Below are 19,268 nucleotides of genomic sequence, written 5' to 3' on the forward strand. Positions count from 1 at the left end.
ACAATATGTTTTATGTTTTAAATAAAATCTTTTAATAATATCCTGGAAAAATCCCTTTCAAAAAGATGTTTTTTATGAGGGATTTCTAATCTTTCTGATTTAAAATTCAACTCATTATACTTAATGATATCAATATCTATTATCCTGTCTGTGTAACCTCCGGATACTTTTGAATCATTAATTCTTCCCATCTCAACTTCTATATTCTTAATACAATCAAGCAGTTGAATGGGTGAAAGATGTGTGAATATTATTGCTGCAATATTACAAAAAATATTGGAACTGGCAAACTCTACAGGGTCCGACATTAAAAATTCGCTGGTTTGTGAAATGTAATTTCCGGCTTCACTGATTTTTTTTAATGCAAGCTCTACATTTTTTTTTTGCTCTCCTAAGTTACTTCCCAGTAACAAAACGACCTTATGCTGCGACATATTAGAAAATTGATTGATTTATGAGAAGTTTCTTCAAAAATGTTTTGGCAAATATAGTCGCAATTATCATACTTTGCGCTCTATTTTTCATCTTTTTCATCATGATGCTTGTGTTCAGTGCAATGGGGAATGATAAGTCGGTGGCGGTGAAAAAGAACTCAGTTCTTACGATTAATTTAAAGACCAATATAATCGATAGTCCTACCGAAGAAGAGATGGGATTATTCGGGATAGGTGCCCAAAATAAAAGTATTCTTATATATGATGCATTAGAGGCTATCAACAAAGCAAAAACGGATGATAATATTAAAGGAATCAGTATAGAAGCCGATGACTTGTCTGCAGGCCTTACGCAGATTGATGATCTTAGAAATGCTATTGAGGATTTCAAAAAAAGCGGAAAGTTTGTATACGCTTATGGAAACGGAGTATCACAGTCTGCTTATTATTTAGGATCTGTTGCTGATCAATATTATCTGCATCCGGCAGGAATGATCGAATTAAAAGGTCTTTCTACTGAGGTTACTTTCTTCAAAGATTTTGCAGATAAATACGGAATCGGAATCGAAGTAATCCGTCATGGTAAATTCAAGTCTGCGGTAGAACCTTTTTTAAGAAATGATATTTCTCCTGAAAATAAAGAACAGTTAAGCACTCTTTTGAATGATCTTTGGAAAAATACATCCAATAAAATGGCGGCTTCAAGAAAAATTGATACTGCTCAGTTCAGAACAATTACAGACAGCTTATACGGAATGATTCCTGAGCAGAGTTTACAATATAAACTTGCGGATAAGCTGATCCAGAAATCCGAATATGAAGATCTTCTGAAAGCGAAGCTCAATGTAAAAGATAAAGAAAAGCTGAACAAGATTTCTTTAACAAGTTATATCAATTCTTATGCGGATGAAGATAAATCGGGTGAAAAGATTGCAGTGCTTTATGCTTCAGGATCTATTAATAACGGAGATGAATATAATGATATTCATTCCGAGAAATATGTGAAGTACATCAAAAAACTTCAGGAGGATGATAAAGTGAAAGCGGTTGTGTTCAGAATCAACTCTCCGGGAGGAAGTGCCAATGCTTCAGATGAAATTTTATTTGAATTACAGCAGCTGAAAAAGAAAAAGCCACTGATCGTTTCTTTTGGAGACTATGCAGCATCAGGTGGGTATTATGTAGCAATGGCTGCAGATAAAATTTATTCGGAACCTAATACACTTACCGGTTCTATCGGAGTGTTCGGGGTGATGCCTTACTATAAAGATATTGCTGCTAAAAACGGAATTCGTGCGGATATTGTTTCTACCAATGCCAACTCTATGTATTATTCCGGATTAAACGGAGTGACCCCTTACGGAGTCAATATGATGACAAGAAGTGTGGAAGGTACCTATAAGAGATTTGTTCATTTTGTAACTCAGAACAGAAAGAAAACTTTTGAACAGATTGATAATGTAGGAGGCGGTAGAGTATGGAGTGGTGTTCGTGCCAAGCAAATTGGATTGGTGGATGAATTGGGTACTTTAACTGATGCTGTGAAATTTGCCGCTCAGAAAGCAGGAATGAAATCTTACCACGTAGAGGCTTTCCCTAAGAGAATGACCCCGTTCGAACAAATCTTTAAAGACCTGAATGAGGAAGATGTTTCGGCACGAATTATTAAAAATAAGATAGGGAAGTCCAACTATGAGATTTTGCAGCAGATCACAAACAAAAAGCTACAGTCTGAGGTGAAAATGGAAATGCCTTATCAGATCAGAATCAACAACTAACTAAATTTTATATTGTATACAAAAATCCCGGACCTGAAATTTCAGATCCGGGATTTTATTTTTTATCAGCGTTACTATCAGCTTTTCTTTGTTGCCATTCCATAAATCCAGAGAATGATTAAAGCTCCTCCGATGGAGAGAATCCAGCTTCTCGGATTCCAGAATGAAGTAACATCTCCCCAGTGTAAAACGTAAACTCCTATAGCTCCTCCTACAAATGCTCCCAGAATTCCAAGGATGATAGTGATAAGCCATCCTCCTCCCTGAGTTCCAGGCATGATCATTTTAGCGATAGCACCTGCAATAAGACCGAATAAGATCCATGTAATAATTCCCATAGTTGCAAATTTTTTTATTGTTAATATTTTAAAAATGATTTGTTACTAATATAAGGGAAAACATGATATAAATCATCTTTTCTTGAAGAATGAGTCTACAAATTCCGTACCATTAAAAAGTTGTAAATCCTGCATTTTTTCGCCTACACCAATATACTTCACCGGAATCTGGAACTGATCGGAGATACCGATAACAACACCTCCTTTGGCTGTTCCGTCCAGTTTTGTTACTGCCAAAGCATTTACTTCTGTTGCTGCTGTAAATTGTTTTGCCTGTTCGAAAGCATTCTGCCCTGTAGAGCCGTCAAGTACCAATAAAATTTCATGAGGCGCATCAGGAATCACTTTCTGCATCACTCTTTTGATCTTGGAAAGCTCGTTCATCAGGTTGATCTTGTTGTGAAGTCTTCCTGCAGTATCGATGATGACAACATCTGCATTTTGAGCTACAGCACTTTGTACCGTATCAAAAGCTACAGATGCAGGATCCGATCCCATTTCCTGTTTTATAATGGGTACACCCACTCTTTCGCTCCAGATAACAAGCTGGTCAACGGCAGCCGCTCTAAAGGTATCTGCAGCTCCAAGAACTACTTTTTTACCTTCCGATTTGAACTGATGAGCCAGTTTTCCGATGGTTGTTGTTTTTCCCACTCCATTTACTCCTACTACCATAATGACATATGGTTTTTTGGAAGTATCTATATTTCCCGTACCGGCATGTGGATTTTCAAGCAATAATCCCGAAATTTCTTCACGGAGAATTTTGTCAAGTTCGTTAACGCCTACATATTTATCTCTGGCAACACGTTCTTCAATTCTTTCAATAATTTTGATAGTGGTAGAGGCACCTACATCGGAAGCAATCAGTACTTCCTCCAGATCATCCAGAACTTCATCATCTACTTTGCTTTTACCGACTACGGCTTTCGTCATTTTTTCAAAGAATCCCTGGCTGGATTTTTCCAATCCTTTATCTAAGGTTTCTTTTTCTTCCTTTTTGAAAATATTTTTAAACCAACTCATAGTTTTAGTTTATTCTTATTTATTTTTAATCACTGCTGTGGCTTCTACTTCTATCAACACATCATCTCTGAAAAGCCTGCTCACTTCTACAAGGCTGCTTACGGGAGGATTCTGAAGATTGACATACAAATCCCTTACTTTTCTGAAATCAGGTGTTTTTTTGATGTCTGTGGTGTAGATGACCAGTTTGATAATATCTTTTCCTGTACCTTCATATTCTTTCAGGATGTTTTCAATATTTTTGAAAACCTGCTGGGTCTGCTCTTCAATCGTATTTCCCACAAGATTGCCTTCCGTGTCCAGAGGCACCTGTCCGGATAGCAAAATCATTCTGGAATTTCCGCAATCAATGCTTACCGATTGAGATAATCCTTTTATGCTGAAAACTTTCGGCGAACTTTTATATTCTACAGTATTCATTGTTTTCTGACTGAATGAAAATAAAAAAGTTGCTGTGCAGGCCAGAACAAGTATCTTTTTCATACTTTACTGATTAATAATCTGGTGAGCAAAGATAGCAAAAAAACTACCCAAAACAGGAGTTGTTTTTTTATATGTAAACAAAGTCTTTATTATTTTTATCTCCTGATATTCAGCAGCAGGGTTTTTATTACAGTCTGATCAGGACACTGATTGCCTTTATAAGTCAAATTCGTCTCCCAGGCGTGCTATATTAAAACCTTTTTCAATAACCTGTTTACTCTGTCTGCTATCCGGATTTAAAATTTTATTGGTATGGTTAAAATGGATAAAGAAAATTCTTTTTTTATATTCAGGTGACAGGCTTTTAAACAGTTCCATACTCTCCACAACAAAAGGATGCGGGATATCCTCAATATTTCTGTAGCCTATTTCTTCCGAATCATAAAATGTGCCGTCCAGAAATGCATAATCTACTGTTTTTATGAGATCTGTAATATGGTATTTCCACTTATTCCATTTATCTATATCCGGAATGAATAACGCTTTTTTATGAGGTCCTTTAATAAGGAAACCCACTGTTTCCGAATATTCATCACGGTGAGGAACCTGTATAGGAGTGATTTCTAAATGAGAGTTCACCTTTATTGGTGTTTCATTTTGCATCTCATAGGGAATAATATTATTCAAACGGACCAGCTGGGACCATGGCCCACTGGTTTCAAAGAACTTTTTAAGCCTTGGCATGCTATAGACGGGAACATCCTTGGAATTCATACCTTCTTTTCCTAAAAACATAAGACCTGTATAATGTCCGATATGGGCATGGGTAATAAATATACCATCAGGCACGGCTTTCTTTGGATCGGCTGAATGCTCCATCAGGAATTGCAGCTGCTGAGTGAAATCCGGGGTGGCATCGAAGATATAATTTTTCTGCAGCTCTTTGTCGATGACTCCCAGAGAAGATACTTTTCTGTCGGGCCGGGGATGTTTCCAGAGATCCACACAGCATTCTTTACGGCATCCGATCTGAGGAGAGCCGGCATCCTGTACATTTCCCAAAATAATAATTTTTACTTTCTCTGTAGAGCTTCTTTTATTCTGAAGGGTTTGAGAATGATAGGAAGGCGAGGTGAATAGTATGGCTGAAAATAAAATAAAGAATTGCTTCATAATGTGTTTTTTATGAAACGAATATAACAAAAAAACTACTCAAAAAATGAGTAGTTTTTTATATTGTAAACAAAGTACTGATTATTTTTTTAAATAACCATCTACTTCATCAGCATTCATTACTTTTTCTTCGAAAACGTAAGCTCCTGATTTAGAAGACTTAACCATTTTCACCACTTTAGTCATCTTCTTAGACTGACCGCTTTGTAGGGTTGCTACTACTTTCTTTGCCATGGTAAGTTATTATTTATAAATTACTTAATTTCTTTGTGAATGGTAGATCTCTTAAGAACAGGATTGTATTTTTTCAATTCCAATCTTTCTGTAGTGTTCTTTTTATTTTTTGTAGAAATGTATCTTGACATTCCTGGCATTCCACTTTCTTTGTGCTCTGTACATTCAAGGATTACTTGAACTCTGTTTCCTTTTTTTGCCATGATTTATTAATTCTTTTTAATCAATCCGTTTCTAGTAGCTCTTTCAATAGCTTCCTCGATTCCAATCTTGTTAATCACTCTCAATCCATGAGCTGATACTTTCAGTGTAACGTGCTTATCTTGCTCCGGAAGGTAAAACTTCTTCTCTAATAAGTTAATTTCAAAACGACGCTTCGTTTTGTTATTAGCGTGAGAAACGTTGTTACCAACCATTGCACGCTTTCCTGTTATTTGGCAAATTCTTGACATATCTCGATGTTCTTATTTGTATAATATTTGAGAGTGCAAAATAACGAAGAATTTTTTAGATAGACAAATCTTTTGGAAAATATTTGCAAATAAGTGGCTGATTAATAATATTGAATTTTTAAAATAGCAGAATCCTTGGGATACAGCAGATAATCAGTGCTGATATATTTCATACAGCCTTTTTTTCACCCGGAAAATTTAATACTCTATCTTTGTTTTTAATTAATCTAAATAAAAACAATTATGAAGAGGATCTATATTTTATGTTCTATGGTACCAGTCAGCATCATGGCTCAGAATTTTACTGAAATGCAGACTAGTATGAATAATTTTTATTATTCTGCAGCTGATATTGCAGATATAGACAACAACGGTACGCTGGATATTGTACTCAACGGAGCGATAGATGCTGATGGCGATGGAAATGTGGACAGTACGTATAATGAAGTATATCAGAACAATGGAACAACATTGTTGCCGTTTGCAGGCTTGGGAGCAGATATGACCCATCTGGGAGATATTAAATTCATTGATTATAATAATGACGGGTTACTGGATATTATTTCGACGGGGCTAAGTTATATGGATGTTGTTAATTATAAACAATACCGCTTCAAAAACACGGGGTCAGGATTTGTAAAAGAAGCGGAACTGCCGGGAAAAATTTATGGATCCCTGGAAGTTTTTGATTTTAATCATGACGGAAAGCCTGATTATGCCCTTAATGGAACTCAATACGCTCACGGAGGAGGTTTTGGAAATAGTCTGGATTATTACAAAAATACGGGCACCGGTTTTGATCTTACAGAAAACTGGGTAGATGGAACTCAGAGCGGGAGCTTTAAAGTGGTAGATCTTAACAATGATAATCTTCTGGATCTTGTGATTATCGGATCAGACATCAACGGAGATGCTATATCCAAAGTATACATGAACCAGACAGGAGTTCTGACTCATACACAGGATCTTGCGCCTGTCTCAGTGGGGAAAATAGATTTTGCAGATTTTAATGCTGATGGATTTCAGGATATCGTGGTGATTGGAAGAGATGCCAACGATGATGCCTATTCTGCTGTTTTAATGAATGATGGTACCGGAACATTAACTCCTCATATAATTCAAGCTGGCGATATTTCTGATGTTGCACTAAGTGTCGGAGATTTAAATAATGACGGCTATTATGACTTTATTATTTCAGGAAATGAAAATTATAATGCTGTAGTGAAAACCTATATCTATGATGTTTCCAATCATACATTCAATGAAGGAACTGTAACGGGGATTACTGTCCTTGGAGGTCCCGGGCTGGTACAGCTTTTTGATTTTAATAATGATCATCATCCGGACATCTTATTGGGGGGATTCGACTGGTCTGCTTCAGATCTGCCTTCACTGACTAAAGTATTTAAAAATAATGCTGCAGAAGCAAACGCTAAACCTACAGCACCAACGCAACTGAATCTTACTAAAAACGGAAACCGTTTCAATTTTACATGGAGTGGTGCTTCTGATGATAAAACTCCGGTGAATGCATTACGTTATGAGATCTCGGTAGGAACAGCGCAGGGAGCTCATGATATTGCGAAATATGTGGTAACGACACCATCATGGTTTCTTGAACTTGATCCTTCCATTCAAAATGTATACTGGAGTGTGAAATCAATTGATGCTGCAAAAGTATATTCTGACGCTTCTGCACAAAGTGTGTTGGGAACAGCGGAAATCAAATCTGAAAAGCAGCTTGTTATCTATCCAAACCCTGTGTCAGATAAAGTCTATATCAAAGGAGAAAAAGTTTCAGAAGCTGAAATGTATTCGATGGACGGAAGAAAACTGAATATCAGTATCAATGGAGATCAGTCTATTGATGTTGCTCATTTGCCTAAAGGAGTTTATTTACTAAAACTGAAGATAAAAAACGAAATAACCACCAGGAAACTTACGATTAAGTAATTGAATCAATTCTATCTTCTATCAATGAGAAAAGCCAGACGTCCAGCTGGCTTTTCTCTTTTTTATAGCACAAAATCTGTATGATCTACAGATCTTGTGCTATTCGTGCGTAAATTTGTGCAATTAGTGTTTAAAAACTAAGCTTTCTTTGTTTTCTTTTTAAACCATTCAATCAGATAGTAAAACAATAAGAATCCTAATGCAAATATGGAAAACCTTGAAAGAAGATCTCCTGCTCTTGTATAAAAAGTCATTGTATCATACAGGTTTACCTTTGCGAATAAGGTTGTCTGGTCACCATAAAAAGTATCGGCTGTGATCTCTCCTTTAGCATTGATATGCGCTGAAATTCCGCTGTTCGCAGCACGGGCAATTTCTCTTCTGGTTTCAATAGCCCTAAGTTTAGCATAAGATAGAAGCTGTTTATGTCCCTCCGTAACGCCCCACCATGAGTCGTTGGTCATAATACCTAAAAAGTTAGCTCCTTTTTTTACATAGTCTGTTACAAATTCACCATAGATGCTTTCATAGCAAATAATCGGGGCCATTTTTCCTTTATTGTAAGGATTTGAAAAGGCAACTCTTTCTTTATCTGTTCCCAGAGAGGCTACTGTTCCTCCCAGATTCAGCATGGCATCTCCCAATAATGGTTTTAAAACATTCATATAAGGAAATATTTCAACACCTGGCACCAGCTTTCCTTTATGATAAGCCTGTACTTTTTGACCGGGAACCAATTGAATGGCGGTGTTATAACTGCTCACCCAAACACCACTATTAATCTGATATGCTTCTTTAGGTAAGCCGGCTGGATTATAAAAGAATCGGTGTGAAGAAATTCCTGTAGCAAAAACAGATCCGGGATGATTTGATAAAAATCCTTTGATATTGTTTAAAAGTAAACTCTTTTCAAAACCTGTTTCGGAAATGGATCCTCTTCCCGGTAACGCTGTTTCAGGGGCGATATAATAATCAATCTTACCTGTCGAGTTTTTTTCAGCAAGTGCTAATAAATCCTGTTCTATGGTCAGACTGTCTTTCGAGTATTTTTCAGCATAAGGATCAAGATCCGGCTGAAGCATCAGAACATTAACCTGTCCGGTTGGCTTTTCATCAAAATTGTTATATCTGATTACTGAAATAATCATTGGCAAAACAATTAAAGCCGTAACAATAGTGGAGTTTTTGATCAGGTCTTTTCTCTTTCTTCCGGCTTCCCATGTTCTTACAGTATAAAAAATCAGAACATTGATGACAAGAATCCAAAAACTTCCTCCGGTTGCTCCTAAGGTATCATACCATTGGATCAGCTTCGGATAGTCTGAGAATACATTCCCCAGGTTCAACCATGGCCATGTCAGTTCCCATCCTAAGTGAAACTTTTCAAAACTCATCCAGATGGCAATTAAAAATCCTAGTCCCCAATACGTTCCCTGGGCATTTTTGTACCAGTGATAACATTGGAATACCAGAGAATATAAAAGAGAATTGACTAATACAGGGAATAAAACAGCCATCAGTGAGTGGCTTCCATCCGGATTCTTTGAACCATACAGCCATCCTGTAGTGACTACGTTCCAGATGACAAAGCATAGGTAAGATAATCCGAAGACTACCCAGCTTTTCCTTTTATAATCAGAAAATTTTGAAATGCCATGTTCCATCATCAGAAGAGGAACAAGGGCAAAAAATATAAAAAACGGAACCCCATAAGTTGGCCATGAGACCGACAGCAGCATTGCTGAAATAAGTGTAAGCAGAACGTATTTCATTAAATTATTTTAATACACAAATTTAATGTTTTTGAAATGAATATATTAGCAGTTCGATGTTAAAGAAAATTTATACAATCATTATTGTTCCGTATACTCTGTTTTTGCTCTATCTGATGTTCTTGGGAATGGGCAGATTTCAGTATGAGGAAAATCTCATCACGGTAGAACCTGTTTTTTCTACGATTAAATTTATTCAGGGATCCAATAAAACTATAGATATAGTAACCATTGTTTTGGGTAATATTATGATGTTTATTCCTTTTGGATTTCTGGGCTGGTTCATTCCCGGACTGAAAAAGCTGAAACCTCTGATATTTGGTTTTATTTCATGTATTGTTATTGTAGAAGCGCTTCAATATTTTACCAGAATGGGAATATTTGAGGTAGATGATATCCTCCTGAATACTTTCGGGGTATATATAGGATGGTTGCTACGCAGATTTTTGGATAGGAAACTTAACTATTGAGTTCTTTTGCACGCTTTTCGGCGTTCAGAATTCCCTGCTTCAGAATTTCTTTGAAACTGTTTTCTTCAAATGTTTTTAAAGCAGCTTCAGTAGTTCCTCCTTTGGATGCAACATCTTTAATCAGCTCTTCAAGATTCTTTTCCGAATTATTGATCAGATGGTAAGCGCCCAGCATGGTCTGTTTTACAAAAAGTTTGGAAAGGTTTTCTTCAATTCCCATTTCAATGCCGGCTTTAATCATAGCATCAATAATATAATAAAAATAGGCAGGGCCGCTTCCTGACAGAGCTGTAACTCCATCCAGAAGTTCCTCATCCTCCAGATAAACCGATCTTCCTGTGCTGTTTAATAATCTTTCAATATTGATTAACTGGCTGAAAGAAATTCCATTGGCCGCAGTATACCCTGTGATTCCCATTCCCAGAAGGGTAGGAGAGTTCGGCATTGCTCTTACCACAAGCGGATGATTCAGTAATTTCTGGATTTTTTCAATATTGATTCCCGCCATGATGGATAAAATCATCTGGTTTTCTTTGAAAGTAAATTGAATATTTTGGGCAACCGCCTGAAAATCCTGAGGCTTTACTGCAATGATGATCAAATCAGCATCAATATCTTTTACTTCTTCAAAAGTGGAGATTTTGGACTTGGGAAATTCCTCAGCTATTTTGGAGATTTTTTCCTGGCTTCTGATAATAAGATGCAGATGTTCAGGTTTGATCAGTTCGTATTTTAAGAATGATTTCGAAAAAGAAAGTCCCATATTTCCGGCTCCAAGAATAGCTATTTTCATCACAAATTGTAATTTTTAAGCTAAAATAATGATTTTCCGGAGACTATGTATGAATTGATTCTGAATTAATTTTTTGTTGGGTGAGCGCAAAGGAGCAAAAGTTTTAAATAATATGCCGTTTAAAGGCGCGGGAGCATTTCGACTTCGCTCAAATATGAGATTTTCAGCAAGGGTGAGAATGAAATAAGATAAGGTTAATCCTTTTGTAGTACAAAGATCGAACAGTATTAAATGTTATCGAAGATAAAAATCCTTGCGCCGTAAAATACTAACAAAGAAAATAAAAGATCCTTGCGACTGTGCACTCAACCAACACTTACAGATAATAAGAAATAAAAAAAAGACTGAATTCATACGAATCAGCCTTTATATATTTTTAGATTAAATAATATTCACTTCCCGTTCAAGTTCTATCCCGAACTTTTCCTTTACAGAATTAATGATCTCTGTAGAAAAATCAAAAATTTCTTTTCCTGTAGCATTTCCTGTAGCATTGATGATGACCAGAGACTGCCGTTTGTGTGAAGCTACATTTCCGATCTGCTTCCCTTTCCATCCACATTGCTCAATCAGCCAGCCGGCAGGAACTTTTACCCCATCTCCATTCGGATAACCCTGAATATTTTCAAATTTTTGTTTTAATGCTTCAAACTGAGCTAAAGGGATGGTTGGGTTCTTGAAAAAACTTCCGGCATTTCCAATTTCTTTAGGATCCGGTAATTTGCTTTGACGGATATTGATCACTGCTTTTGAAACATCCTGAATGGTAGGATCTTTAATGCCAAGATTTTCCAGTTCAGATTGGATCGCTCCATATTCGGTTTTGATATGGTGATCTTTTTGGGTTAGTTTAAAAGTAACTTCCAGAATAACATATCTGCCTTTTCCTTCCTGTTTGAAAATAGAGTCCCTGTATCCGAATCTGCATTGTTCAAGATTAAAAGTTCTCAATTCAAGATTCTCCAGGTCCAATACTTCACAGCTTACAAAAATATCTTTGATCTCTGTTCCGTACGCACCGATATTCTGCATCGGAGAAGTTCCTACATTTCCCGGAATTAAAGAAAGATTTTCAAGGCCTCCATAATTTTTTTGCAGGCAGTACATTACAAATTCATGCCAGTTTTCACCTGCTTTTGCGGTTACCCATACCTCATTTTCATTGATGATTTCTTCGGAAATACCTCTTAAATTAAGTCTGATAGCAAGACCATCAAAATTTCTGGTAAGAAGAATATTACTTCCGCCTCCCAGGAACAGAAGCTGAAGATTTTGGGTCTTCGCGAAAATGAGTACCTCTTTTAATTCATCAATAGTATTAACTTCAGTGAAATAACGGGCTTTGGCTTCAACACCAAATGTGTTGTAAGGTTGTAATGAAAAATTTTCCTGCATGTTTTTATTGGTATTCTTTGGGGAGAATTTTGTCTAGTTGTTCTTTAAGTTGCTGTAACTGCTTGTAATGTAAAGTATCTGCATAAGCATTCACATAGATATGTGATTTTTTGGGAGTCCGGATCTGGAAGGTTTCATCTGTTCCGTCTACAGACTGTTGGCTTGGAGAACTTTTGATATGGTCAAGATCTACAATATTGATCGTTGATACCAGCTTTTTCCAGGTTTCGGCATTCATAGCAGATGACCACGCTTTATGGGTTTGATTGGCTGTCATCCCTTGTTCTGCAAAAACAGAATCTTTTGTGGCCTTCACAATTCTGTAGTTTCCCAGATGTCCTCCGATGTCGGATACGCTGATGAAGGTAATCTCGTGTGGATTTTTTTGAGAAACAGATGGCTCTGTCTTTTTGGAATCACAGGAAAAAAATGCCGACAGCAAAAGGATCGAAAACAGGATTTTCAGATGGAATTTTTTTGTTGTCGGCATCAGTATATTTTTACAGACTGAATTCTTCTCTGTACTTCTTTAAAGCTTCTTTAAGAATTTCAGCACTTCTTTTTAAATCTTCTTCTTTCAGTACATAGGCAATTCTTACCTGTTTCTTACCTAATTCAGGATCGCTGTAAAATCCTCCTGCAGGCGCCACCATGATGGTTTCGTTATTAAGAGAATACTTTTCAAGCAGCCACTGGGCAAATTTTTCAGTATCGTCTACCGGAAGTTCTGCAACACAGTAGAAAGCTCCTCTTGGTTTAGGGCAGATCACTCCTGGAATAGCATTTAAAAGATCTACCAATACATTTCTTCTGTGGGTATATTCTTCTCTTACAGCTCTGATGTAAGGGCCGTCATTTTGGTGTGCTGCTGTTGCTGCAATCTGTCCTAAAAGAACCGGGCTTAATCTTGCCTGTGCAAAAAGCATTGCTGCATTGCGGATCTTGTTGGAACGTGTCACCATACACCCGATTCTTACTCCACACATAGAGTAACGCTTGGATTCAGAGTCAATAATGATACAATTTTCAGCTAATTCAGGGAAATCAAGCATTGAGATCTGCTGCTTTCCATCGTATACGTATTCTCTGTATACTTCATCAGAAATGATGACGATATCATATTTCAAAGCGATTTCTGCCAGTTTCTGAAGTTCCTCACGGGTATAAAGATATCCGGTAGGGTTACCAGGGTTACAGATGATGATCGCTCTTGTTTTTTCTGTAATTTTTTTCTCAAATTCTTCAACAGGCGGCAAAGCAAAACCAGTATCAATTGTAGAAGGTACAGCTACTACATTCACATCAAATGTGCTGGTGAAACCATTGTAGTTGGCATAGTAAGGTTCTGGGATAATGACTTCATCACCTTCGTCACATAGAGTAGAGATCGCAAAGTTAAGCGCTTCAGAACCTCCGTTGGTAACAATGAAGTTATCGGGAGTAAGATCTGAGAAGCCTAATGAATGATAATATTTAGTAAGGGCCTTTCTGTATTCTATATTACCTTCAGAAAGAGCATATTCCAATACTTTTAAATCGATGTTCTTTAAAGCATTTAAAGCTGTTTCCGGAGTTTCAATATCAGGCTGTCCGATATTAAGGTGGTATACTTTTATTCCTTTTTGTTTTGCTTGTAACGCAAAAGGAACCAGTTTTCTTACCGGCGATGGCGGCATATGCAGTGCTCTGTTTGAAATATTCGGCATTGTTCAAAAAATTTGTATGACAAAAATAGGATTTAATTTCTCAATAATAAAATTAAGAATCAATAAGAAGATGTTTCATTACGTTTTATGTTACCTTTAAAATTTACTTATTAAAAGGTTTTTAATATTAATTTTTCATACATTTTAAATAAAGGTTGTGATTTTGTTAAAAATAATATTTTCGTATTATTATTTTTCTTAAATTTCGCCTCAAATGTGATTAAAATGGTAATAAATTTATTTTCTAGAGTAATACCTGCTATTGCTCTGTTTTCAGCCACGGCTATGATGGCTCAGAATTATCAAACCATGCCCATTTCCTCAGGCTTTACAGCTGATGTAATCGCTAACGGCATCGGTTCTTCCACAATTACTACAAACAATGACGTAGACGGAGTTTCTTACGCTTTTGTAGCTAAAGATTTTCAGTTAACCTCCACAAGTGCAGCTATTACGTATGGTATTCCTGTTGACGGGATTATTAATTCTGTAGTGGCAACCACTCCGGGACTGAGTTTTCAACTGGCCGGTCTGAGTGCGAACAACTCTTTAAGACTGGCTGCAATTAATGATAACGGAACCCTGGCATTTACAGCACCGAAAGCTGCAACCAAGCTGTATATGCTTGCAGTAAGTGGAAGTGGTACTTCTACGGTAAATGTAGTAGTGAATTTTACTGATGGAAGTTCGCAGACGTTTTCAGGGATCAGTCTTGCTGACTGGTATAATGGACCTAGTTTTGCCATCCAGGGAATAGGAAGGATTAAAAAGCCCGGGGCTACTCCCAGTGCCGGTGATGATATTCCCTCTCCTGAGGGCGGAACCAATCCAAGATTATATCAGGCTGAACTGGCTATAGATGCTGCAAATCAGGCAAAACTAATACAAAGTGTAACGGTAACCAAAGCAAGTGGTTCAGGTATACCGAATATTTTTGCTTTTTCGGCAGATGCCTATTCGGATTGTATGCCTCCTGTATTGCAGGCCGTTTCCGGAATCACAGCCAATTCTGCTTTAGTCTCATGGACAGGCAGTGCTGCCAGTTATGATGTGTACCACAGTACTTCCAGCACAATACCGGCAAGCTCAGTAACACCTACTTATCCGGGAGTAACAGGAACAAGTACAACAATAGGAGGTCTTAATTCCAATACAACCTATTATTATTGGGTAAGATCGAATTGTAATACAGCAACCGGACAGAGTGTATGGTCTTTTGCAGGAACATTTAAAACGGCCTGTTCTACTTTCACGGTTCCTTATACAGAAAATTTTGATACGACAAGTACAGGTTCACAAAGTAATAACAATGCACCAAGCTGTTGGGCATACCTGGAAACTCCTTCATTTTCGGGGTATGGATATGTAACGACCACCAGTAATTATTCAGTACCTAACGCTTACTATCTATATAATTCAAGCGCTACTACAGGAAATCAGATGTTGGTAGCACCTCCAACGGTGAACCTTTCAGACGGGACCAAACGTGTGAGATTCTATGCAAAAACAGGAACAACAGGGACTACATTGTTAGTAGGTACTTTATCAAACCCTGCAGACCCTGCTTCTTTTACACAGATAGGAACTCCTATTTCTCTTACAACCACGCATGCACAATATACTGTGAATATTCCTGCAGGTTCTGATTTGCAACTGGCATTCAAACATGGTTTAGGAGGTACTTACCGTTCTATTTATATTGATAATATTACCGTTCAGGATATTCCATCCTGCCTTGAGCCGACTGCAGTTGCAGTATCCAATCTTACAACGAACTCTGCATCAATTGGCTGGACAGCTCCTCTTTCGGTTCCTGCAAATGGATACGAAGTATACTACAGTACAACGAATACTGCACCTGATGCATCTACTGTTTTGAACGCTTCCAACTCTGTAACTTCTGTTACGACTTCTGCACCATTAAGTTCATTATCTTCTGATACCAATTATTATGTATGGGTAAGATCTGTATGCAGTGCTGCTGATAAAAGTATCTGGAGTGAAATGCTTACATTCAAAACAGGGTATTGCTTACCTTCATCTACTTCTCAGAATTCATGGCTTTCTGACTTCAGTTCTACAGGAGGACTTGTAGATATGGCTTATTCATCCGGTTCAAGTGTTGCAGGCGGATATCAGAATTTAACAACAACCAGTAACAAAATAATCAATGCTCCTGGATCCAGTACTTCCGTATCTTTTACGGTCGGTGGCCCTACATGTGGAATCGGGGTTTGGGTAGACTGGAATAATAATTTAACTTTTGAAGCTTCAGAAAGAATGTTTGTGACCAATACTTATGTTACAAGCACGTCGGGATCTATCACTGTGCCTGCAGGAACACCTCTTGGATCTTATAGAATGAGAGTGGTGACTGATTATAACAGTACAGCCCCTTCAAACCCTTGTTCTGCTATTTCAAGAGGAGAATTTATTGATTTTACCTTTGAAGTGGCTACCTCTTTATCCACTTCAGAAACGAATCTGAAGAAAAAAGAAGTGAATGTATATCCTAATCCTTTTAAGGATGTGCTTCATGTTGCAGATATCAAAAATGTAAAATCTGTAACTGTTACAGATGTAGCGGGAAGAGTAGTGAAAACTATTGACAATCCAACTAATGAACTTCAGTTAGGGGAATTGAATGCCGGTTTATACTTAGTGACGATGAACTTTAAGGATGGTTCAAAATCAACAGTAAAAGCCATTAAAAAATAAAATTTTTTGAGTTAATAATTTCTGTAGGCAGCTGCATTCGTGCGGCTGCCTTTTTGTTATAAGGGGTAATTTCCTGACTTTAATATTCCCATTTTTATGAGATAGATTATTTCAAAATTCCGGGATTTATTATTGAGAACAGGTAAATAATATTCATTACTTATTTTTTTTGTGTTAATAATTTTAGTTTTTTTGTAGCTATTTTTTACAATTTAAGTCAATATGTTATTTATTGTTTTGTGAAATAGCTTTTTTATTAGTGGTTTTTTATTTTTGGATTAGATTAAACACAAAAAACCTCTCACTATGAAAAAAAAACTATTTTTAGAAAAGCTTTCATGTCTTGCTGTATTCTCTACCGCTGTAATGCAGGCTCAGAATTATCAAACCATGCCGGTTTCTTCAGGCTTTACAACCGATGTCATCGCTAACGGGATGGGTTCTTCCATGATGAGTACAAGCAATGATGTAGATGGAGTTTCTTACGCTTTTGTAGCTAAAGATTTTCAGTTGACACCCACAAGCCCAGCTATTACGTACGGTATTCCTGTTGATGGCATTATCAACTCTGTAGTTACAACAACTCCGGGACTTAGTTATGTTTTAGGAAACTTAAATGCGAATAATTCATTAAGGCTGGCTGCTGCCAATGATAGCGGAACTCTTACGTTTACAACTCCTAAAGCTGCTTTTACATTGTATATGCTTTCTACCAGTGGTAGTGGAACATCTAAGGTGAATGTAACAGTCAATTTTACGGATGGAAGTAGCCAGGTATTTTCCAATATAAGTCTTTCTGATTGGTATGGAGGAGCTAACTTTGCCATCAAAGGGATTGGAAGGATAAAAAGAACTTCAGATGCATTAGAATCAAGTAGTACAGATCCGAGACTTTATCAGAATGCATTGGCAATAGATGCGGTAAACCAGGTGAAACCTATACAAAGTGTGATGATAACTAAAGCAAGCGGATCGGGTTATCCTAATATTTTTGCATTTTCAGTTGACGAAAATATACAACTCAGTACCGCTGAAGTAAATGGTCTTAAAAAAGGAGATATTTACCCGAATCCTTTTAAAGATGTTTTTCATATTAGTGATATAAAAGGTGTTAAAACTATAACGGTTACAGATGTAGCGGGAAGAGTAGTGAAAACTATTGACAATCCAACTAATGAACTTCAGTTAGGGGAATTAAATGCCGGTTTATACTTAGTGACGATGAACTTTAAGGATGGTTCAAAATCAACGGTAAAAGCCATTAAAAAATAAAATTTTTTGAGTTAATAATTTCTGTAGGCAGCTGCATTTGTGCAGCTGCCTTTTTTTGTGACCAGTTTTGATAATAACTGGACAAAATATTATCAGAAAATGTCCATAAAATTATTATACATTTGCACCGAAAACTATAATATCCATGAATAAATTTAAACTATTTTTTTTAATACCATTATTTTATTCCGAATTTTCCCAGGCTCAGCGAATTGATAAAGAAATAATCAGTTTCCAGCTTTTAAAAGAACCGGTTTTTCCTACGGAACTTTCCAACAGAAATTATACGATTATGGTAAAGTCTCCCTATAACATTACAAAAGATGATGTCATCAGAATTTCAAAAGAAGACCACCAGAAAAAGGTAGACAATTACCAGGCTAATGTTGAAAATGCCAAGTATGAGCATCAGGAAAGATTAAAAGACTATGATGCTGAAGTAAAAAAACTTCAGGAAAAATACAAACTTGAATCTGCAGAATACAGCAAATTGTCAGCTGTTGAAAAAATTGCAGCAACCAATGGAGCTCCCGTACTGAGGCTTCCTTCAAGACCTATCCTTAATATTCCTCCAATGCCGGTGTACCAGCAGCCTGATCTGAGGGATGCTTTAATTGTGGATAACAAAATTCTGGCTTCTCAAATTGATGTGACCGGTTTTTCAAAAGGTGGAAATTATCTTGATATTGTCATTGAAATGGAAAGAACAAATTTTCAGGACAATCAGGGAAAAACTTTTGCCAACCAACCTACAAAAATCACAGCGAAGCAAGGCGGCGCAGTAAAGCTCGATAAAACCTACTTCTCAGATTTTGCAGAAATAGCAAGCGTTCCGACTAATGAAATTAATCTCAATGCTCAGGAAAAAAGATTCCTGCAAAGAACGATCGACCGCACAAGAAATATTATCAATGAAAACTTCGGGTATCAGACGATTAATTCTACGGTGACATTGGCGACGGTAAAAAACAAAGGAGAGTATGATGATCTGGAGAAAGCGTATATCTATGTGACGACCAATCTGAAAAAGCTTCAGGCGAAATCGGATTATGCACCGAACAAAATTGCCATGGAGAATATGCAGAAAGGAATTGATCTCTGGAAAACAGCTTTAACAAAAGTAAATTACAACGATAAGAAAGCTGTTTACAATCAGAAGATCGGAGAATACCTTTATTTTAACCTGATAAGATTGAATATTGCTTTAGGAAACTATCAGGAAGCAGAGAAATATTTAAATGAGTTACAGGAGCATTTAGTGGATATTAAACTATCCTACGATGCTAATCTTGAACTGAAAAGATTAGAAGAAAAAATTTATAATAACTAAA

At 36.8% G+C, this 19,268-nt stretch carries 19 protein-coding genes; 6 read left to right on the forward strand and 13 right to left on the reverse strand.

What is annotated here, in order from left to right:
• Window positions 1-17: 17 nt before the first annotated feature.
• Window positions 18-434 carry a 2-amino-4-hydroxy-6-hydroxymethyldihydropteridine diphosphokinase gene (gene folK, locus AC5YGI_RS12790; protein WP_137905588.1) on the reverse strand — a complete coding sequence of 139 codons (417 nt, stop codon included), beginning with the start codon at window positions 432-434 and terminating at the stop codon, window positions 18-20.
• 20 nt (window positions 435-454) lie between these two features.
• Between folK and sppA the strand changes: the two genes are divergently transcribed.
• Window positions 455-2,212 (forward strand): signal peptide peptidase SppA, encoded by a 1,758-nt coding sequence (gene sppA, locus AC5YGI_RS12795; protein ID WP_446104944.1) that lies wholly within the window; start codon window positions 455-457, stop codon window positions 2,210-2,212.
• A gap of 77 nt (window positions 2,213-2,289) precedes the next feature.
• Here the strand turns inward: sppA and AC5YGI_RS12800 are convergent, their stop codons facing one another.
• The 7 genes from AC5YGI_RS12800 to rpmB form a co-directional block, all read right to left on the reverse strand.
• Window positions 2,290-2,550, reverse strand: a complete 261-nt coding sequence (locus AC5YGI_RS12800; protein WP_034694983.1) for a GlsB/YeaQ/YmgE family stress response membrane protein — start codon at window positions 2,548-2,550, stop codon at window positions 2,290-2,292.
• A gap of 72 nt (window positions 2,551-2,622) precedes the next feature.
• Entirely contained in the window at window positions 2,623-3,576 is a 954-nt protein-coding gene (gene ftsY, locus AC5YGI_RS12805; protein WP_076595870.1) for a signal recognition particle-docking protein FtsY, read from the reverse strand.
• A gap of 15 nt (window positions 3,577-3,591) precedes the next feature.
• The gene (locus AC5YGI_RS12810; protein ID WP_330743083.1) at window positions 3,592-4,059 is read right to left on the reverse strand and encodes a RidA family protein; all 468 of its coding nucleotides are present in this window, start codon (window positions 4,057-4,059) and stop codon (window positions 3,592-3,594) included.
• A 156-nt stretch (window positions 4,060-4,215) separates the two neighbouring features.
• Window positions 4,216-5,172: an MBL fold metallo-hydrolase gene (locus tag AC5YGI_RS12815; protein WP_496168532.1), complete on the reverse strand. Its 957-nt coding sequence runs from the start codon at window positions 5,170-5,172 to the stop codon at window positions 4,216-4,218.
• Between the two features lie 81 nt (window positions 5,173-5,253).
• Complete coding sequence (locus AC5YGI_RS12820) at window positions 5,254-5,406, reverse strand: DUF4295 domain-containing protein (protein WP_002976755.1); 153 nt, start codon at window positions 5,404-5,406, stop codon at window positions 5,254-5,256.
• 20 nt (window positions 5,407-5,426) lie between these two features.
• Entirely contained in the window at window positions 5,427-5,609 is a 183-nt protein-coding gene (rpmG, locus tag AC5YGI_RS12825) for a 50S ribosomal protein L33 (RefSeq protein ID WP_002976756.1), read from the reverse strand.
• Between the two features lie 6 nt (window positions 5,610-5,615).
• The gene (rpmB, locus tag AC5YGI_RS12830; RefSeq protein ID WP_002976757.1) at window positions 5,616-5,858 is read right to left on the reverse strand and encodes a 50S ribosomal protein L28; all 243 of its coding nucleotides are present in this window, start codon (window positions 5,856-5,858) and stop codon (window positions 5,616-5,618) included.
• Window positions 5,859-6,101: 243 nt separating this feature from the next.
• On the opposite strand from rpmB, the gene AC5YGI_RS12835 reads away from it, so the two are divergent.
• The gene (locus AC5YGI_RS12835) at window positions 6,102-7,811 is read left to right on the forward strand and encodes a T9SS type A sorting domain-containing protein (RefSeq protein ID WP_496168533.1); all 1,710 of its coding nucleotides are present in this window, start codon (window positions 6,102-6,104) and stop codon (window positions 7,809-7,811) included.
• 137 nt (window positions 7,812-7,948) lie between these two features.
• Here the strand turns inward: AC5YGI_RS12835 and lnt are convergent, their stop codons facing one another.
• Entirely contained in the window at window positions 7,949-9,583 is a 1,635-nt protein-coding gene (lnt, locus tag AC5YGI_RS12840; RefSeq protein ID WP_496168534.1) for an apolipoprotein N-acyltransferase, read from the reverse strand.
• Between the two features lie 56 nt (window positions 9,584-9,639).
• Between lnt and AC5YGI_RS12845 the strand changes: the two genes are divergently transcribed.
• Window positions 9,640-10,053: a VanZ family protein gene (locus AC5YGI_RS12845; RefSeq protein WP_496168536.1), complete on the forward strand. Its 414-nt coding sequence runs from the start codon at window positions 9,640-9,642 to the stop codon at window positions 10,051-10,053.
• On the opposite strand, the gene proC is transcribed toward AC5YGI_RS12845, so the two are convergent.
• The 4 genes from proC to AC5YGI_RS12865 form a co-directional block, all read right to left on the reverse strand.
• Entirely contained in the window at window positions 10,043-10,846 is an 804-nt protein-coding gene (proC, locus tag AC5YGI_RS12850) for a pyrroline-5-carboxylate reductase (RefSeq protein ID WP_330742962.1), read from the reverse strand. The genes AC5YGI_RS12845 and proC overlap by 11 nt on opposite strands.
• Before the next feature lie 381 nt (window positions 10,847-11,227).
• Window positions 11,228-12,241, reverse strand: a complete 1,014-nt coding sequence (murB, locus tag AC5YGI_RS12855; protein WP_330742960.1) for a UDP-N-acetylmuramate dehydrogenase — start codon at window positions 12,239-12,241, stop codon at window positions 11,228-11,230.
• 4 nt (window positions 12,242-12,245) lie between these two features.
• Window positions 12,246-12,731 carry a hypothetical protein gene (locus AC5YGI_RS12860; RefSeq protein ID WP_330742959.1) on the reverse strand — a complete coding sequence of 162 codons (486 nt, stop codon included), beginning with the start codon at window positions 12,729-12,731 and terminating at the stop codon, window positions 12,246-12,248.
• A 10-nt stretch (window positions 12,732-12,741) separates the two neighbouring features.
• The gene (locus AC5YGI_RS12865; protein WP_330742958.1) at window positions 12,742-13,947 is read right to left on the reverse strand and encodes a pyridoxal phosphate-dependent aminotransferase; all 1,206 of its coding nucleotides are present in this window, start codon (window positions 13,945-13,947) and stop codon (window positions 12,742-12,744) included.
• 225 nt (window positions 13,948-14,172) lie between these two features.
• On the opposite strand from AC5YGI_RS12865, the gene AC5YGI_RS12870 reads away from it, so the two are divergent.
• The 3 genes from AC5YGI_RS12870 (at window position 14,173) to AC5YGI_RS12880 (ending at window position 19,267) form a co-directional block, all read left to right on the forward strand.
• Window positions 14,173-16,665 carry a GEVED domain-containing protein gene (locus AC5YGI_RS12870; protein ID WP_330742957.1) on the forward strand — a complete coding sequence of 831 codons (2,493 nt, stop codon included), beginning with the start codon at window positions 14,173-14,175 and terminating at the stop codon, window positions 16,663-16,665.
• Window positions 16,666-16,971: 306 nt separating this feature from the next.
• Window positions 16,972-17,937 carry a T9SS type A sorting domain-containing protein gene (locus AC5YGI_RS12875; protein ID WP_496168537.1) on the forward strand — a complete coding sequence of 322 codons (966 nt, stop codon included), beginning with the start codon at window positions 16,972-16,974 and terminating at the stop codon, window positions 17,935-17,937.
• A 145-nt stretch (window positions 17,938-18,082) separates the two neighbouring features.
• Window positions 18,083-19,267: a hypothetical protein gene (locus AC5YGI_RS12880; RefSeq protein ID WP_496168538.1), complete on the forward strand. Its 1,185-nt coding sequence runs from the start codon at window positions 18,083-18,085 to the stop codon at window positions 19,265-19,267.
• The last annotated feature ends 1 nt before the right edge of the window (window position 19,268 follow it).

Source organism: Chryseobacterium sp. CS3K3.1 (genome assembly GCF_059515165.1).